21 protein-coding genes are annotated in these 18,199 nt (G+C 39.8%); 19 read left to right on the forward strand and 2 right to left on the reverse strand.

What is annotated here, in order from left to right:
• Window position 1 precedes the first annotated feature (1 nt).
• From H4K34_RS00235 to H4K34_RS00255, 5 genes are all read left to right on the forward strand, one after another.
• Window positions 2-595, forward strand: a complete 594-nt coding sequence (locus H4K34_RS00235; protein WP_210758827.1) for a CDP-alcohol phosphatidyltransferase family protein — start codon at window positions 2-4, stop codon at window positions 593-595.
• Window positions 596-673: 78 nt separating this feature from the next.
• Window positions 674-1,813 carry a T9SS type A sorting domain-containing protein gene (locus H4K34_RS00240; protein WP_210758828.1) on the forward strand — a complete coding sequence of 380 codons (1,140 nt, stop codon included), beginning with the start codon at window positions 674-676 and terminating at the stop codon, window positions 1,811-1,813.
• 122 nt (window positions 1,814-1,935) lie between these two features.
• Window positions 1,936-2,157, forward strand: a complete 222-nt coding sequence (locus tag H4K34_RS00245; protein ID WP_210758829.1) for a hypothetical protein — start codon at window positions 1,936-1,938, stop codon at window positions 2,155-2,157.
• Between the two features lie 60 nt (window positions 2,158-2,217).
• Window positions 2,218-2,598 (forward strand): hypothetical protein, encoded by a 381-nt coding sequence (locus H4K34_RS00250; RefSeq protein ID WP_210758830.1) that lies wholly within the window; start codon window positions 2,218-2,220, stop codon window positions 2,596-2,598.
• Window positions 2,583-3,353 carry a hypothetical protein gene (locus H4K34_RS00255; protein WP_210758831.1) on the forward strand — a complete coding sequence of 257 codons (771 nt, stop codon included), beginning with the start codon at window positions 2,583-2,585 and terminating at the stop codon, window positions 3,351-3,353. The genes H4K34_RS00250 and H4K34_RS00255 overlap by 16 nt, the downstream gene beginning before the upstream one ends.
• A 37-nt stretch (window positions 3,354-3,390) precedes the next feature.
• Here the strand turns inward: H4K34_RS00255 and H4K34_RS00260 are convergent, their stop codons facing one another.
• Window positions 3,391-4,524, reverse strand: a complete 1,134-nt coding sequence (locus H4K34_RS00260) for a hypothetical protein (RefSeq protein ID WP_210758832.1) — start codon at window positions 4,522-4,524, stop codon at window positions 3,391-3,393.
• Between the two features lie 9 nt (window positions 4,525-4,533).
• A complete protein-coding gene (locus tag H4K34_RS00265) occupies window positions 4,534-5,856 on the reverse strand; it encodes a hypothetical protein (RefSeq protein WP_210758833.1) in 1,323 nt (440 codons plus the stop codon).
• Between the two features lie 416 nt (window positions 5,857-6,272).
• Here H4K34_RS00265 and H4K34_RS00270 point away from each other — a divergent pair, with 416 nt between their 5' ends.
• From H4K34_RS00270 to lepB, 14 genes are all read left to right on the forward strand, one after another.
• Window positions 6,273-6,677: a hypothetical protein gene (locus H4K34_RS00270; protein ID WP_210758834.1), complete on the forward strand. Its 405-nt coding sequence runs from the start codon at window positions 6,273-6,275 to the stop codon at window positions 6,675-6,677.
• 5 nt (window positions 6,678-6,682) lie between these two features.
• Window positions 6,683-7,600, forward strand: a complete 918-nt coding sequence (locus H4K34_RS00275) for an energy transducer TonB (protein ID WP_210758835.1) — start codon at window positions 6,683-6,685, stop codon at window positions 7,598-7,600.
• A 92-nt stretch (window positions 7,601-7,692) separates the two neighbouring features.
• Window positions 7,693-8,466 carry a T9SS type A sorting domain-containing protein gene (locus H4K34_RS00280; protein WP_210758836.1) on the forward strand — a complete coding sequence of 258 codons (774 nt, stop codon included), beginning with the start codon at window positions 7,693-7,695 and terminating at the stop codon, window positions 8,464-8,466.
• A gap of 84 nt (window positions 8,467-8,550) precedes the next feature.
• On the forward strand, window positions 8,551-9,432 hold the full coding sequence (gene ygiD / locus H4K34_RS00285; protein WP_210758837.1) for a 4,5-DOPA-extradiol-dioxygenase: 882 nt from the start codon (window positions 8,551-8,553) through the stop codon (window positions 9,430-9,432).
• 77 nt (window positions 9,433-9,509) lie between these two features.
• Entirely contained in the window at window positions 9,510-9,881 is a 372-nt protein-coding gene (locus H4K34_RS00290) for a VOC family protein (RefSeq protein ID WP_210758838.1), read from the forward strand.
• 64 nt (window positions 9,882-9,945) lie between these two features.
• Entirely contained in the window at window positions 9,946-10,299 is a 354-nt protein-coding gene (locus H4K34_RS00295) for a YciI family protein (protein WP_210758839.1), read from the forward strand.
• Window positions 10,283-11,536 carry an RNA polymerase sigma factor gene (locus tag H4K34_RS00300; RefSeq protein ID WP_246452163.1) on the forward strand — a complete coding sequence of 418 codons (1,254 nt, stop codon included), beginning with the start codon at window positions 10,283-10,285 and terminating at the stop codon, window positions 11,534-11,536. The genes H4K34_RS00295 and H4K34_RS00300 overlap by 17 nt, the downstream gene beginning before the upstream one ends.
• Window positions 11,537-11,660: 124 nt before the next feature.
• On the forward strand, window positions 11,661-11,933 hold the full coding sequence (locus H4K34_RS00305) for a YgaP family membrane protein (protein ID WP_210758840.1): 273 nt from the start codon (window positions 11,661-11,663) through the stop codon (window positions 11,931-11,933).
• 39 nt (window positions 11,934-11,972) lie between these two features.
• Window positions 11,973-12,110: a hypothetical protein gene (locus tag H4K34_RS18150; protein WP_322107635.1), complete on the forward strand. Its 138-nt coding sequence runs from the start codon at window positions 11,973-11,975 to the stop codon at window positions 12,108-12,110.
• Window positions 12,111-12,554 carry a DUF1287 domain-containing protein gene (locus H4K34_RS00310; RefSeq protein WP_322107641.1) on the forward strand — a complete coding sequence of 148 codons (444 nt, stop codon included), beginning with the start codon at window positions 12,111-12,113 and terminating at the stop codon, window positions 12,552-12,554.
• 48 nt (window positions 12,555-12,602) lie between these two features.
• The gene (locus H4K34_RS00315; RefSeq protein ID WP_210758841.1) at window positions 12,603-13,508 is read left to right on the forward strand and encodes a T9SS type A sorting domain-containing protein; all 906 of its coding nucleotides are present in this window, start codon (window positions 12,603-12,605) and stop codon (window positions 13,506-13,508) included.
• Window positions 13,505-14,566, forward strand: a complete 1,062-nt coding sequence (locus H4K34_RS00320; RefSeq protein ID WP_210758842.1) for a cytochrome-c peroxidase — start codon at window positions 13,505-13,507, stop codon at window positions 14,564-14,566. Before H4K34_RS00315 ends, H4K34_RS00320 begins: the two co-directional genes overlap by 4 nt.
• A gap of 44 nt (window positions 14,567-14,610) precedes the next feature.
• Window positions 14,611-16,995 (forward strand): DUF2339 domain-containing protein, encoded by a 2,385-nt coding sequence (locus H4K34_RS00325; RefSeq protein ID WP_210758843.1) that lies wholly within the window; start codon window positions 14,611-14,613, stop codon window positions 16,993-16,995.
• Window positions 16,979-18,142 carry a signal peptidase I gene (gene lepB / locus H4K34_RS00330; RefSeq protein WP_210758844.1) on the forward strand — a complete coding sequence of 388 codons (1,164 nt, stop codon included), beginning with the start codon at window positions 16,979-16,981 and terminating at the stop codon, window positions 18,140-18,142. The genes H4K34_RS00325 and lepB overlap by 17 nt, the downstream gene beginning before the upstream one ends.
• Window positions 18,143-18,199 lie beyond the last annotated feature (57 nt).

Consider the following 18,199-nt stretch of genomic DNA (forward strand, 5'->3'; position numbering starts at 1 on the left):
AATGATTAAAAATTTCACCTGGACCATTCCCAATGTCCTATCGCTCTACCGCTTAATTATGTTTCCAATTATCTTCTATGCCTTATGGGTGGATTTGGAAGAAGTTTTTGCGATGCTGATCTGCATCAATCTAATTACCGATATCCTCGACGGTTGGATTGCCCGAAGATTTAATCAAGCCACAGAAGTAGGGGCTCGTCTGGATTCCATGGCCGACATGGGAACCTATCTTCTGAGTTTTGCCGGGGTCTTTTATTTCAAAGCCGATCTGATACAAGATCATATTGTTGCTCTCTATCCTTTCTTTGGTCTTTTTGCCCTCTGTCATATTCTGCCTCTCATCCGCTTTAAGCGCCTTCCCAACTTTCATTTGTACTCTTGGAAAATTGGGGGATATATTCAAGGCATTTGGTTTGCCAGTCTCTTCTTTATTGAATTCTGGCCTACTTACTACTACTTTATGGTGATTTGGGGAATACTCGCATTTAGTGAGCATCTTATAATACAGTTCTTAATTCCACAAGCGGCTTCCAATTTGAAAGGATTGTATTGGGTTGTAAAGGATCTAAAAGCAAAGAAGCAAGTCGCTAATTAGTCTTCAGAGTTAATCATAGGATACGGATTTGAAAATTAGTGCGTTATGATTTCTAGTTAAACCAATCTAAACGCTTCCATGAAAAGGTTCTTTATCCTCGCGCTCATTTCTTTGATTGTAATTTCCTGTCAAGAAAACCTTGATAGCAATGATTACATCGTTTTAGATGATTATCAAGCGATTGAAAAAGAAAAATCCAAATTACTTCGAGACTTGGATTCCCTACAAAGTCTAATTCAGCAATTGCGCTTTGAAAAAAGTCAAAGAACTGAAATTACGGCTCCTCAAAAGGGCGATACTATTTATTCATTCATGAGTAGAGGCATGGCCCTACAAATTGACTTACCTCTGGCGCAAAGCAGCAGCTTGGTAGTTCCAGAGGCTGTCACCCAATTTGAATCCCTTTCTCAACAAACAGGTGGAGATCTCAAAATACTGGTAGATGCCAGTAAAATAGCCCGCAGCCTCAAGGATATCATTCGCGAAAATGGATCGGATCAATTGGATCTGATGATCATTATGGATGTTACAGCCAGTATGAAGAATGATGTGGAAAATGTAAAAAAGGGACTCAATTATATTCTGAATCAATTAAGTCGTTACAAGGGTGTGCGTTTAGCAATGGCCACTTATATGGATAAGCATGATAATCCGGATTGGTACCGCTATCAAGACTTTGGCAATTCTGTGCGCGACATCAAAGATTTTGTAAATCAGATTAGCTTAACTGGTAATACTTCTACGGCGGAGTCAGTCTATGATGGAGTCTATCGCGCTATAAATGAAGGATTCTTTCAGTCTCAACGCAAGCGAATGGTGATCCTTATTGGCGATGCTCCTTCCCATACTGGCGCATTAAGCAGTCATAGCCTGGAAGAGATTATTCAGATTGCCAATGCCCAATCCATCAAAATGAACTTCTACCCTATTCTTTTAGCACAGGATCAAGGCAGTTATACCATTCAAAGTTCACGCGGTGATCTAATTAATGATCTATTCCCCAATCCTTCAAGAGGTGAGATTCGAGTTAAGTTTGAAGTAAATGAACTGCATACTATTCAGGTCTTTAATCAGAATGGGCAAAAATTACGCGACTTTCAATACGATGGAGACGATTTACGACTAAACCTGGAAGATGCCGCCAATGGGGTTTATGTACTGCGCAGCTATAATCAGGCAGGTGAATACGATGAGAAGAAGTTTATTATTCAAAAATGATGGGATTGAAAACACAGCTAATAATTCCTTATTCTCGCTTTATAGCTTTCACACTATTACTCGGATTAACAAGCTGTAGCCCCTGTCCCGACCCTTTTGAAGAAAGCCTAAATAATTCTATTGTGCAAAGCTTACGAGAGCAGCTATTAATTGAGCTAGCTTCGATTAAAGCTAATGTGGTGGAAAGCCCTCAGAAATCAAAAAGATGGTATCCAAGCGTTCAGAAACTAGAGTCCTGGTTTTACGAATTTGACACGATTAAATGGAATTCTCCAGGTGATCGATTTGAAGATTACAAAGCGGCCATCAAATACCTAGGTTCACAAGCCAACAAAATCAATTAAGATATCGTCGAAAAACAAATTCTAGCCTCTGATATTCAAACCGCTGAGGAATGGCAGAAGGTGAAAAGTCAAATTCTGGTGATCTTAATTGATATTTTTCAGCGCTATTATATGTTATCCGACTCCGCCATTTTCACTTATCATCCAATTGAATTAGAAATTGATTGTTTAAAAAGCCCTGATAACCTAGAAACAGAACTTCTATTCAATGGATTGCCGGCAATTGCTGCTCATGCTTATTTAATCTTGGATAGCATAATCTATAATGGCCAAAGGTTGAATGCTAATCTATACCCACAGAGTGATTCAGTTATATGGAAAATGCCCCTAGGGAATTTGAAACCAGGCGAATATCAACTTAAGGCCGAGATGATTATGATTTCAAGAAATTCAAATAAGGCCTTTAAATATCCTATAGATTACAAATGGTCCGAAAAGTAATTGCACTTATTTTAGTATGCCTAATTAGTGGTGCTTGCACAAATCCTGAAGATCAAGCTCAAGAGGAGCAGTTAAACCGAATGGAAAAACTCATCGAGGAAATAGTAGCCTATAAAAGCTCCTATCTCTATATAATCATGAAAGAAATTGAATCTGGATCACCTCAAAAATATCGCAAATTCAAATACAATGAATTCATAAGTGCTATTCGCAAACATGTAGATGATTTTAGAGCTTTAGATACCATTAATCCTCAAGATTGGCTGGACTTCCAAAATAAATGTCATGCATTTGAAAAGAAATTTTTCATTGACAGCCTTCTCCCTGCCAGTTTATCAAGCACTGATCAAGCCTACCTAAAAAGGGAAGCACTTATCTGGCAATACGGCATTACTCAGGAAATCAGTAAAAACATAAGCATTTGTTACACAGAACCTAAATCAATTATTGCCAATCGCTTTTATTACGACTCAATTCGTAAAGCTTATACATTTGATTTTCAATCCACCTATATTAATGGAAAGGAATACTTATCCATAGATTCCATCTACGATATTGGTAAAAATCAATTAATCCCTATTCCCAAATTGGAATCTCCTCGTTGGAATTTAGCATTTGATTCCCTTCCAGAGGGTAATTACAAACTCTACGGGCAATACCATTCAATTTGGAATAATAGCGAATCCAATTTCACCCCTATTGAAACTGAATTCCATGTACCCATAAAAGCTGATGTAATTGAACAGTTTTATTGATTGCTCAATATTATTGTATAGCGGAGTTAATTCAATTTTACCTTAAATTATACATAAGGCCAATTCGGATACTTTCCCTATTTATACCAGTGCCTAATTCAGGATAGGCTTTATAATAAAAGTCCGAGCTTAATAATAAGTCAAGATTGCGATTTAGTTCATATCCAATTAAGAACCCTAGTCCTTGATTCTGTGGAATATAAGACAATAGATCCTCTGAATACTCCGCTCCTTGACTAATACTTAAGTACTGCTGGCCCCTTGTATAATTCCATACATGGTGCACTCCCAAAGTAAATTGCTCATCTCCAAACAACTGAAAATCATAAGACAAGCCTATTTGATTATTTATAGAAGTATATTTCCCTGCTTCAGGATAGAATACATCTAAATTCATCCAAACACTTCTTCTCAGATAAATTCCAAAATTTCGATAAACAAACTCAACACCTAAACTTGGAGCGACCTTTAATAAAGGCATAGAGGGCACCCTTCCATGAAGTCCATTACCTGTGAAAAACAAACCAAATTGAAGATTGAAAAAGTCATCGACTTCTTTAGCAAAGGCCTTAGTTTTTTCTTCCTTGTTTTTTAAAAGGGAGAAGTTACGCATCAAACGCAGCGTAACAATTTCAAGTCTTGGAGATAATGGAAATCTATCATAATCTATAATTTCCCATACTCGTTCAATTCGTAAGCCTAGCTCATAATTATTTTTCGTGTACGAAAAACCGCAACCAACACTGTGCTCGTAGGCTAAATCCATTTCACCACTTAATCCAAAATCAATATAATTTCTAAAATTTATGTGATTGTAAAATATTGAAAGCCTGAAGTTTTTATAAACCCCATATACACCAGCGTCAAAATAGAGCTTACCATATAGCTTATCCCATAATGTACTAACAGTACTAACACTAGCTTGATAATAATTACTCTCAAGTCCAAAATAATACTTAGGAACCTCTAACCTAAGTCCTATAGTAGGAGCAGTAACGATGGACTTAAAAAAAGTATTATTAATCGTTGATCCTAGGGTATTTTCAGCAAAATAGCTGTAATTAGTTAAGCCTATGCTAATACTGGGCTTAATTATCTGACAATTAGCTTTTTGGAAATTTAAAAGCACCAGTAAAATCACTGGCGCTTTCTTAAGAGTTTTGATAATCACTTTTGATTTTTAATTATGTGACCAAATATGAAGTGCATGATGTGGGGATTGAAAATATTTAACTCGATCTTCACACCAATCTGAAGGCTTAATTACAGCAATCTGGTAATGTTCATGTGAGCCTTTTCTCTTCATGCCCAATTTTGGGTAGATTCCCTGATCTACAGGAAAACTCCATCCCCTCCACGAAGCGTACCAATCGTATTCAAATGATATTATATAAACGTTCCTTTCTAAAGTTCCCAAGTCATCACCAATCTGGACTTCCTTTAACGTTGGTTGACTTATTCCAGAACTCATTGCAAATGATTTACAACTCTCATTTTTATGGTATGTTTTTAAATTTTCTTTGCGAGACCTATATACACTTTGGTATAAGGTTGGATTACCATGTCCAACAGGGATATCCCAAATTGCAATTCTTGCTTCAGAGTATTTCCCTCTCTCAAATCTTTGACAACCAGGGTTAAATCTAAGCATGTCATAAACTATACCATTTGTACATCCAGGAGGTGAAGTAAGTGGTATTAGCGTATCCTTATTTTTCCCTAACCAATTTGTATCTAGGGCGTCACTCAGTGATTTTGTAGCAATATTACTATCCCAACTTAATTGAACAATTAAGATAGGGTTTGTTATGCATATGGACTCCACTGTCGCATTAGTGTCCATAGGATTTTCTAGGTCTACTTTTCCTAGAACCATTTCAGTTGGTTCATTTTGTTCTTCACATTCATTATAAAATGCCGGAACAAAATCACCTACAAACTCTTTAGAATACTCTAAATCTGTACCTACACCAATTAGCTCTGGTTGTTCCCAATCTGCATAGACCTTATTTTCTAACCAAATTGAGGGGGAATAGTCATAACCTTCCCATTTGAAATCAGATTCAGCTGTTCCCCAATCTAGACCAGCATCTGAAAACTCATCCATCAATATCGCCTCAAAATTACCATCATAATCTATCAGCTCACTAATCATGGCTTCATCTTCCGCAGGACCATCTGCACCTCCTGCATAACGATTAAATTTAATAGTATTAAAAACTGTCTGAAAATCCACAGTACAAGAGTACTTAGACACAGATTTAGCAATTAGGTAAAGATAAATATTGAGTTTTTCCTCAACAGGATCAGAACTATTAATCATATTAATCAATGGTTCTGGGGCCTGTTCTAACACATATTCACACGGTATCTCCTGTTCATTATAATTCAAACTCATCATTTTTGAGACAGGATCTTCTAATTGATCAGGTTTATCTGTACAAGAATTTAAAAACAAACCAAAAGACATTACGACAAGTAATGATTTAGTTTTATTAATCATGGTTATAATATATAAATTACCCTCTACTCATAACGCTTTTCGAGATTCGCGACTCAAATTATCAGGCCTTAATTATCGAAGCACCCAAATATAGAAATAACATAATACAGCTCACTCAACAAAAGAAAATTTAACACTTGACAAATCATTACCCTCGAGTTAATTTACACTCAACTACCTATTAATTAATCTTTAACAGCTAAAATTTAGCTATTAAAGATTCTTCACTGATGCCATGCGGGTAAAAATTTATTTAGCTTGTATCTACTGATCAATTATTTTAACAGCATTACTCCCAAACCGTCTCCATTCAATTTCAGTTAAAAGATGATCAGGGGATTTTAAGCTTCAAGCGTCTTTGCTCTGAATATCAGATTCGGGAATCTTCCAGAGCTACCGATTTAGGACCTTGCGACTTGACTAAAAAATATCGATCGGGTTATTATATTGATTCCATTCAATCGATTCGTATTGCGGCCACCATCGTTTACAATGATGTAAACTTTGACATTATAAGGGATAGAGACACCATGCATATTTGCTGTCCTACTTGGGTGGCCACCCAACGAAATTTTTACTTAGGAATAGTGCCTTTTGAAGCTGGTTATTATCAAGTCTACGAAAATGAAATAGATAGCTTCAATTTAGCCAAGGGCCGTTGGGATTATTATGATCAATTAGTAAGCCAAGTAAAAGCCGATCAGGAAAATTACAGCTCCTATCAAAGTCGATTTCCTTATCGCCAATTGATTAAGCTTCAGGCTTTGTATGGATTTCCCATCGGTTCCCTGGATAAAAAAGATATCACAGAATTTAAATAGTAAAAATGCTCAAAGCCGAAATCAAAGAAGCCTGTCCGGCAGATTGGAATAAAATGAAAATTGGAGTCCACTCCCGATTTTGTGAAAGTTGTGCTAAGAATGTGATAGACTTTAGTGCTAGCAGCCGAGTCGAAATTCTATCCTATTTATTAGAACATCGTGGGGAGCAAGTATGCGGAAGGATGAAGCGCTCCGAAGTAGATTTTAGCTACGATGATATCATGGTGACCATTCAGGCCCTGAGCCAAAAACCTCAACACCGCAATAAAGCCTTTTATTTTTTGGCCTTAGCGAGTTTATACCTCGCTTCCTGTGATGAGCCTAATGACCCTGATAGGAATAGCAGCTATTACAGCCCCAGAACACTGAAAATGGCATCAGATTCCATCCCGATAGAAGTGCAAATTAATGCCGATAGCCTAAAGCCTAATTCAGCCGAAGTAAAAACAGATTGTCACTTAGATACTCATCACCAAATTGAAAATGCGGATAGCTTGCCAATTGAAATTAGTTCGGGCCTGGTAACATTAGGTGATATTAATCTTCCTCTCAAGGAATCCGGAGAAGGAGACTCTTTAGCAAATCCCGACTCCTGGCAAAGCTACGACTACCATCAAGTTGAAGTACAACCCGAATTTCCAGGGGGAATAGATAGTCTGATGGCTTTTCTGAGAAAAGAGGTGGAATACCCCCAAATAATGGTCAAGGAAAAGATAGAAGGCAAGGTATATGTGCAGATAGTTATTAGCAAAGAGGGAAAGGTTACTAGTCCTGAAATAGTTCGGAATGGCACTGGATACACGGCTGCAGAAGAAGCTGTCCTGAAAGCTTTAGTTAAAATGCCTCTGTGGAAAGTCGGTCAAATAGAAGGTAAAGCCGTTAATAGCCGCATGATTATCCCCGTAAGCTTCCGTTTAGATTAGTGAATTAAATTGTTAAAAACCAAGTATTAAAATTCAAGCTTAGAACTTTTAATACAGTATTTTGCTCGCTTGAAATCCCTTATCCCATAAACATGAAAAGAATAAGTATTCTAGCGAGTGCATTAATGCTTTGGGCCACTTCTGCACAGGCCACCATTGTGTACAACAACTTCAACCCCGATCATACCATGACCTTGAGTGATGGTACTCTTTCCTTTGACCTGGATGGGGACATGAATGATGATATCACTTTTGCGATATCCGGCACTGGTGCTTCAAACTATGTTTTGAGCGTTAGCGGTCCTAAATTGCAGTTTGTGGTGGATCAAATTGCCAATCCAAGTTATACTGAAAGCCTTTTTATCGGAAAAGAGGTACATAGTGGTAAAAAATGGACTGCAAACCATGTGCGCATTGCCTCTTCTAGCAATAAAGACATTGCAGGTAATCCCGAGTTCTTCATGGGGATCCGTTTTGTTTCTGGCTCTAATTACTTCTATGGTTGGGCCTTACTGGAATTGAAATCCAATTTGGACTTGGTAATTAAAAGCGTTGCCTTCGACAATAGCCTTAATAAATCTATTGTGGTTGGAAATACAGGTGCTGTTTTACTATCGGAGAAAGAAGTTCAGGAAATTAATTGGAGCATTTACCCTACCGTAGTGGATCATGATTTTTCTATCGAAGCATCTGAAGAATTAAGCAGCTTGGAAATCTGGAATACCGCCGGTACCCTGCTTAAGCAAGAAGAAATTAATGCAATGGAAGCTCGTATCGATATCACCGATTTACCCAAAGGCGTGTATTTTATTAAAGTACGTAGCCTTAAAGGTGTGCTTTTAGAGAATCGCCTAATTAAGCAGTAAAAGCCTTAAAAAGAAAACCACTGTGCTATAACAGTGGTTTTTTATTTGCCTATTCAATGTTTAAACATTAATTTAGCCAATGCAATGGATCGCAAAAAATTTTTACGTTTAGCTGCCCTCGGGGCCTTAAGTCCAAGCTTTATGAGTTTACAGGAACTGTATCAACATAGTCGCAGTTTGCCGGAGCAAGAAGCACTGCCAGTTTTATTTCTCGGTCATGGTAATCCCATGAACGCCATCGAAGAAAATGAATTTGTGGAAGGCTTTCGTAAAACGGCCTTGCAACTTCCTACCCCCCGAGCGGTAATCTGCATCTCTGCCCATTGGGAAACACAGGGCACGCGCATTACCGCCATGCCACAGCCCAAAACCATTCACGATTTTGGAGGCTTTCCACGAGCATTATTTGAAGTCGATTACCCAGCACCTGGCGATCCTAAATTAGCCCAGGAACTCAAAGACCTCATTAAAGAACCTGAAATCCTATTGGACCATGAATGGGGTTTAGATCATGGTGCCTGGTCGGTAATTAAACACCTCTACCCTAATGCCAATATTCCGGTTTTACAATTGAGTATCGATTATAGCAAGGGACCACAATATCACTATGATTTAGCCAGAGCATTGTCTGTATTACGTCGTAAAGGAGTTCTGTTTATTGGTTCCGGTAATATGGTGCACAATCTACGTTTAACGGATTGGCGTCGACTGAATGATAATTTTGGTTTCGACTGGGCCCTAGAAGCGCAATCCAAAATGCGCAATTTCTTGGAGCAATGTGATGATCGTTCTTTAATCGATTTCCGTAAACAAGGTCAGGCATTTGATTTAGCCATCCCCAGTACCGAACATTATATTCCCCTACTCTATAGCTTAGGATTAAGAGATAAGAAGGAGAACCTCCGCATCTTTAATGATGAGCCGGTAGGAGGTGCTTTAACCATGACCTCTGTTCAATACGGTTAATTTTTTTCGGGGGATTTGTCCCCTTCTCCAAAAACAGCTTCGTCTTAAGGGCAAATGTTTAATTAAAAGCTCTTAAAATGAAGCATGCAATCAATTGGTTCGAAATCCCGGTATTGGATTTAAACCGTGCTCAGAAATTTTACGAAAGCCTAATGGATGGCCCCATGCACAATATGGACATGGGGGAAAGTAAAATGGCCATTTTCCCTTCAGATTGGATGGAAGGCGCTGTGGGTGGTTCCATTTTCCATGGCGAAGGTATTGAGCCTTCTACCAAAGGCACCACCGTTTATCTCAATGGTGGAGAAGATCTCTCTCCTTATTTGGCTCGGGTAGAATCTGCCGGAGGTCAAATCATTCTCCCCAAAACTGCTATCGGTGAAAGTGGCTATATCGCCCTGTTTATCGATACCGAAGGCAATCGCGTAGGACTGCATTCTCCGCAATAATTGCGGCATATCCCTTTACATTATTAGTACATTTAGAAACCCTCATCACTAACAATTTTTTACAATGAAAGAATTTATGTTACTCTTCGTAGGTGCTGATTACGAAGAACTAGGCTTATCGCCAGAAGAACTGCAAACTCGCATGGGCAAATGGTTTGCCTGGGGCGATAAAATGGACAAACAAGGTATTCTCCGTGGTGGTGATGCCCTTTATGCGCATGGCAAAAGAGTGACCGGAGCCCAACGTATTGTGAGCGATGGCCCTTTTGTAGAAAGCAAAGAATTAATTGGTGGATATTATAAGATTGCCGTTGAAAATTATGAAGCCGCTATTGAAGTCGCCCAGGATTACCCGGACTTCGATTTAAATGGTGTAGTGGAAATTCGCGAAGTGGTAAATTTTGACCAGCAACAATAAGTCAGAACCGATAGTAGACCATCTTTTCCGTCATCAGTACGGAAAGATGGTCGCTATTTTAGCCCGCATTTTTGGCTTAGAGCATCTCGATTTAATTGAAGATGCCATTCAGGATACCTTCTTAAAAGCCTCCCTGCAATGGCGGGAGAAACAACCGGAAAAGCCTGAAGCCTGGCTTACCCAAGCCGCAAAAAATCGGGTGCTTGATTTATTGCGACAAATTCAAGCACGACAGAAACGAGAAGCGGCCTTTCCACATGCCTCTTCGGCCCTCGAAATCAATGAGCAATTTCTCGATCCGGAGATTGATGATGCTCAATTGCGAATGATCTTCGTGGCCTGCCATCCCGCCCTTTCCAGCAGCGAGCAAATTGCCTTTGCCCTAAAAGCGATCTCGGGTTTCTCCGGTAAAGAAATTGCCAGTGCCCTGATGCAAAAGGAAGACAGCATCAAGAAACGTTTACAAAGGGCACGGAAGAAAATTCAAGATGAAGGCATCGCCATGCATTTTCCTGAGCCTGATGAGATGGAATCTCGCATGCAAGCGGTGATGCAAATCATCTATCTCATTTTTAATGAAGGCTTCCATTCTAATAAACCTGACAGCCTGGTGGATAAGGAGCTTTGTGGGGAAGCCTTGCGTCTTTGCAAATTACTGCTTAGCAGAAAAACATTCCGTAGTGGAAGTCTCTATGCCTTGTTCGCTTTACTCTGCTATAATGCCGCTCGTTTAGATGCCAAAGTAAGCGATGATGAGGTTTTGGATCTTAAACAACAGGATCGCCAAAAATGGTACGCTCCTCTCATAGACCTAGGGCATGATGCATTGTATCGCAGTCTCTATGATTTTAAGGATCGCTCCGCCTATCATTTTGGAGCCCTCATTGCCTCTGAGCACATCCGAGCCGCTAATTTTGAAAGCACCAATTGGCCGCAAATCTTGAACTATTATCAAGAGATGTATCAATACCTACCTTCGGCCTCCATCCCACTTTCAAAGGCTATTATCTATCTGCAAATCCAAGAAGCCCATCAGGCGAAAGCCGAATTGGAAGCCATAGAAATCAAAGACTTGGAGCAGCGTAGCTATCTCTATTATGCCACCTGGGCCGAATTGCATTTGATGGAAAACCATGCTGATAAGGCTACTAAAATGTTGAAAATTGCAATAGAACATTGTAGTAATAAATTGGAAGAAGACTATTTGAAAAAGAAGCTTGCCAGCATCATAACCTAGATCGCATAATTTCCATTAATCACCTAAAATTTAGCTTTCATAAACAAGGCTTTAGAATCGTAATTTTTAAGGCTAAAATTTGTACTTTAGTGGAGGATTTGGAGGGGGCTCTAAGTCCAAACAAATGAAAAGTCATCGCAATATCGGTCGCACTGACCGTCGTATCCGTTTTCCTTTCTCCTTCCTAATCTTGGTCTTAGGCCTTTGGCTCTTTAATGGGGCCTCGGGTGATCCTTTAGGATTAAGTATCAGTATTTTTTCCGGCATTATTATGATTACGGCCCTAGCTGCCTACTGCCCGGTATTACACCTTTTACGCTTGCACAGTTTTAGTGAAGAAGAGTTAAAAATTTACGGACATCCTTACCACGATAAGCGTCAAATCTTGGAGGCTTAATTCAAGACAATGGGATTTTGAATTTCTCGTTTTAGCTAAATGCTAAACCGATTTTTAATTCTCCTAGTCCTTTTCAGCCCGCTCGCTCAAGCCCAAAGCAATTGGGCCCAGCAATTGTCTAAAGCGGCTTTGGAACTCACCAAAGACGATGTGATTTACGATCCATCCTATTTTTGAATCCCCTATCCCAATGGCGATGTACCAGCCGATCGAGGGGTTTGTACTGATGTGGTTATTCGTGCCTATCGGAAATTGGGCGTAGATCTCCAACAATTAGTACATGAGGATATGAAAGCCAATTTTAAGCTCTATCCTCAGAATTGGCAATTGAAAGGCCCGGACTCTAATATCGATCATAGACGGGTTCCCAATTTGATGAAGTTCTTCAGTCGCAAGGGACAGACTTTGAGTCTCTCAAAGTCGCCAAAAGATTATAAAGCCGGAGATATTGTTTGTTGGGATTTAGGTAGTGGTATTCTTCATATCGGCTTGGTTGTAGATCGCCTTTCGGCGGATGGCATTCCAATGATTGTGCACAATATTGGCTCTGGTCAGGTTTTAGCCGATTGCTTATTCCAGTTTAAAATTATTGGTCATTATCGATACCCTCCTAAGAATTAAAGGCTTCTCGAGCCTAAAAAGATGTAAATTAGGGCAAATCTGTCCCTAATGAAGAAAATCTACTTTTTTGCCCTGATCCTACTTTTAGGTCCTGGTCTTTCTGCTCAATACTATCGTCAATATTTCCATGGTGCTGATACCTCTGTCTATAATTCAGTCTTTGCCATAATTGACAGCAATAGTAGTTGGCAGATTGGCGCCCCTTCTAAAAACTTTTTTCAGCAGGCCGCCACACAGCCCAATGCTATTGTTACGGACACGCTCAACTCCTATCCTATTAATGATAGCTCTACCTTTTATTTCAAAGTTCCCATTTGGGCACCGGTAGGAATTCTGGCCATAGAATGGATGCAAGCACTTGATTTCGAAGACAGTATTGACGGGGGAATCCTAGAATTTCGCTATACCGATACCTCCGCTTGGGAAAGTGCCTTTAACAATCCTTATGTCTATAATTTCTTTGGTTTTGATAACTCCAATGTAGCAACACTGCCCAATGGTGAGCTGGCCTTTACCGGTACTCGAGACATGCATAATGTTTGGCTTTGCCTAGATATGAGCTGGCTTTCACAGTTTAGTACCGATACAATTGAAGTGCGATACCGAATTCTTAGTGACTCGGTGGATACTCAGCAAGATGGCTGGTTACTCGATAATTTCAATGTGCATATAACTGGCATTCACACCATAAATGAGGTAGACCAAGGAGAATTTATGACCGCCAGTCCTAATCCCACCGTGGGCCCAATTAAGCTTAATGCGCGTAAAACCGGCCAGGTGCAATATATTGAATCCATTGAATTGCTAGATCTCTCAGGTAAAGTGGTGCAAAGCTGGTCTAAAAGCCCCACTAAATTTGATATTGATATTTCCGGACAAAAAGCCGGGGTCTATATCTTAAGAGTGAAGAGCAATATCAAGAAAGAAGAGTTCCGTATAATGCTGCAGCCTTGATTAAAAGTCTGAGAATTGTTCTTGGCCTTTTGCTGCTTGCTCTTTTTGCCTTTAAGGCAGATCGGTCACCCAGCGAAAACTGGCCCATACCTCAATTGTTTTTTTTCCCTCCCTTACCGGCCGACTTTAAAACACCTAGCACAGCACAGGTTGAATTAGGCCGGTACCTGTTTTACGATCCCATTCTTAGTGCCAATGGAAAAATTTCATGCGCCCATTGCCATCAACAAGAATATGCCTTTGCTGACGGCAATAAGCGTTTTAGCCGTGGTGTTTCAGGCAGGGAATTGAATCGCAATACCCCTGGCCTTTTTAATCTGGTTTGGCAACAAAGCTTCTTTTGGGATGGTAGAGCAAGCAGTTTGCAAGAGCAAGCCTTTTTTCCGGTACGCCACAGCTTGGAAATGAACCTTAACTGGCCGGAAGCCGAAAACAGAATCCGCCAATCGGAATTTTACCCTGCTCTATTCGAGAAGGCCTATCCTGGGAAGGAAATCGACAGCAGTTTAATTTGCCAAGCCTTAGCTGATTTTCAATCCATCCTCTTCTCTCAAGATTCAAAATACGATCGGGTATTGCGAGGTGAAGATCATTTTACTGCTCTGGAGTATCAAGGCTATACCTTAGCTAATTTGCAGGATAAGGGCGACTGCATGCAGTGTCATATTACCGATGCTCATGCCTTGGGTACTAGCGGTGATTTTAGTAATAATGGTCTGGATTCGGCTCGAAGGCCGATGGATTATGTCGATAAAGGTCAAATCGAATTTCGCGGTCAGGATCGGAATGGCTGGTTTAAAATTCCCTCTCTTCGCAATGTAGCTCTTACTGCTCCCTATATGCATGATGGCCGTTTTAAGACTTTAGAAGAAGTCATTGACTTTTATAGTGAAGGTTTAGCAAGACCCTACAATGTAGATTCCAAACTGCAACATGCCCATAAAGGTGGTGTGCACTTAAGTGATCCGGAGAAAAAAGCGCTCATAGCCTTCCTCCATACCTTAACTGATAGTGTATTTATTAAGAACCCCGCCTTTGCTAATCCCTTTTCGAATTAAGGGAATTGCTTAGCTTTCGCTGATTAAACCCTCTCCCTAAGTATATGAGTATCGATTCGGATAAAATTAAATCACTGGAAGAAAGGCTCTTAAACCTTCAAATCCAACATGAAAGGAACAATCGAGAAATTCGTTTGCTTCAATCCGAAATTGCCAATTTAAGAAGTGAAGATACAGAGGCTGCTGCCCTCGATAAACGATGGACAGAGGCGGTGAAAGAAGACCAAAAGCCGGTTGAGGCAATTTCCTCTAAGGAACCAAATAGCAAAGCTCCTGTTAAACCCGAAAAGGCTAGGGATGCCGGTCAATTTAAAGTCCCTCCAAAATCTAAAAACCGCAGCCTGACTTGGGATTTAGAAAAATTCATTGGCGAAAACCTCATAAACAAAATCGGAATCTTACTCACAGTAATTGGAGTAATAGTGGGTGCCAAATACGCCATTGATCATGAGATGATTAATCCTGCCACCCGCATTATTTTGGGCTATGTAACGGGATTTGTTTTATTGGGCATCAGCTTAAAGCTCAAGAAAAACTACCTCAATTTTAGCTCGGTGCTTTTGGGTGGTTCCTTGGCTATTTTATACTTCATTTCTTATGCTGCTTATTCATTCTATGCCTTTTATAGCCTAGGCTTAACCTCAATCTTAATGTTTGTGGTTACCCTTGGAGCTGTATTAGCAGCACTTCATTTAAATCGCTCGGTAATTGCCCATTTTGGCTTAGTAGGAGCCTATGCCATTCCTTTTTTAGTAAGCACCGAGTCTGGGAATTACGAGGTGCTTTTTGCCTATATGGCGATAATTAATCTGGGCATCCTTTTTATATCCATCCGAAGAAACTGGCAATCGCTCTATTATTCAGCCTTTGTATTCACATGGCTCATTTTCGGGGTGTGGGCAGGTATGGATTATGAAAATAGTAGTCAGAACAGTGCTCACTTCTTCCTAGCGCTCTTCTTTTTGATTTTCGTTGCAGCCCGATTGGGCTATCATCTAATTAAGAAACTTCCACTTAAGGAACTGGACCTTCCTGCCTTATTCAGTAATAATCTAATCTACTATGGTTTAAGCTATTATCTCTTGCAGGAGGCTGGCCAAATGGATCAGTATTTAGGTCTCTTCAGTTTTAGTCTGGCCTTTTTTAATGGTTTATTATGTTATGCCGTTTACCGCTGGGCGCCCGAAAATCGCAACTTGTATTGGGTGCAAATGGCCCTGGCTATTTTATTCTTTAGCCTGGCTATTCCTGCTCAATTTGATGGGAATACCATCACTCTGATTTGGTCTCTGGAAGCGCTAATCTTCTTTTGGTTGACCTTGGAAAAGGAGCTCAAGAGCTTTCAATACTTTGCCTATCCCCTTTTTATACTCGGTTTTTTCAGTTTGATGAGTGATTGGAATGAAGATTACTTTCAAATTAGTCGGGAAATAAAAAGTAATAGAACCAGCTTTTTCAATCTACCCTTCTTATATAGCCTCATTACGGTAAGCTTTGGCTATGCCATTTTATGGATGCAAAACCGCAGCCGGGGAACACAGGTTAAAACTGAAGATACAACTGTCGGTTTTGATCGCATCATTGCGGTAATCAGCCTCTTTAGCACTTGGTTCATCTTTCGCCAGGAAATTCATTTTTATTGGAATAAGCTCTATCTCTTAAGCGAATATGAAATTGAGATGACCAATTATTCCTATGAACGCTATAATTCGAATTACGATTATTTAGGCTGGGCCTGGGAATTCCTTTTTGGTATTCTGTTTTTGCTGATTTTACAGATTGTTAATCAATGGCGATTGCATTCTAAGCTAATGGCCAATGCCCTTAAATACCTGAATTGGCTGGCAATTCCCGCTTTCTTAATTGCTGGTATTTACTTCCTAGCCGAAATTGCCGATCATTACAGCACGGCCTTAGAGGACCTACATCAAAAAGCCAGCTTAAGTCAAATGCTTTTGCGTTATCCCGCCTTCTTAGCCTTAGGCCTATTGCTTTATTTCAGCTGGCGTAGCAGTCAGAAAAGTTATTCGGCCTATCGCAAGGTAAATCCTTTGGAAATCTTCATTCACATTACCGTGCTTTGGATGCTCTCAGCTGAATTATTACATATTTTCAAACTTGCCCATTTCGATGGCTACAATCAATTACTGCTAAGCATATTGTGGGCATTGTACAGCTTCTTCCTAATAGCTCAAGGGATGTCTAAAAACAAGAAACATTTACGCATCACAGCCATGGTATTTTTTGGTTTGATCTTGCTGAAATTGATTCTTTGGGATTTGAGTTCTTTGAACAGCCTCTCGAAAACCATTGTTTTGATGGCTGTAGGAGCTGTATTATTGCTGAGCTCATTCTGGTATAATCGCCAGCGCAAAAGCAAAGCTGAACCCGAACCTGAAGATCTGAGTACTAGTGAAGGAGAAAGTTAAAAAACCATGGATCGCCGCTCTTTACAGTATTCTCTTTCCAAGTCTAGGTCATCTCTACCTACATAAGTACAAGCAGTTTGCCTTTATTTGGATATTCATTTTAGGCTTATTTTACTTAGTTGATAGTATTAGTAAGAGCTTTTTTGCCTTTGTTGGGGTATTCTTCTTAGTTGTACTTTTTAGGATACCGATCGCAATCCATGCCTATCGCACCGCAAAAAGGGAAACCATCACTATCATTGCGAAATGGGATCACTCCTTGGTTTATTTAGGGGTTTACCTATCCATTTCTCTATTGATTCCTTATGCTGTTAGTGGCCCGGCAGATCTTTTAAGAAGACAAATAAACTTTGCCTCTATACCAACACCATCTATGGAGCCCAGCCTTAAAGTAGGTGATCATTTGGCTTATGAATATTGCCAGGCCGTAAAGGTTTTAGACATAGTTGTTTTTACTCATCCTACTAACGGGCAATTGTACCTATCTCGCTGTATTGCTGGTCCAGGAGATAGCCTATTAATCCATAATAACAGTAGTAAAGTCAACGGAATCGCTAGGGACACGGCCTTAGTTCTTAGGAAATACTATTTGGTCCCAAATATTTACCGCTCCGAAATTCCAGATAGCTTAAAAAAACAAATAGTTACTACCAGGAATAGGCCTAGTAATTTGGTCCTGAACTTAACTGATAATGAGGTTCAAGCAATTTGCACCAATATCATTCTAGATTCCCTGCAACCTACAATTTCAAGAGATATATTCATTGGCCATATGGGCCTCTACCCTCCTTTCGAAAGGAAAAAATGGACCACTCACAATCTAGGTCCCTTATGGATTCCTAAAAAAGGAAGCCAAATACAACTGGACTCAAGCTCCCTCCTATTGTATGGTGATTTAATCCGAAGAGAAAACTCTCATTCTGATATACAGTTTCACTCAGATTCACTCTCCCTTAATGGTCAGTATCAAAGCACTTATAAGTTCAAAGAGAACTATTATTTCATGATGAGTGACAATCGTGACAATAGCTTGGATTCGCGCTATTGGGGTTTTCTACCCGAATCAAATATTAAAGGAAAAGCCCTCTACCTCTATTATTCCCGTGATTGGACTCGCATTGGCAAAAGCTTAAAGCAAAACCCTTAGTTCTGGCAGGCTAAATTCAAAGTCTCAAGCAATTAGCCCATTCCACAAAAAAGCCCC

The organism is Croceimicrobium hydrocarbonivorans, from assembly GCF_014524565.1.
Lineage (GTDB): Bacteria > Bacteroidota > Bacteroidia > Flavobacteriales > Schleiferiaceae > Croceimicrobium > Croceimicrobium hydrocarbonivorans.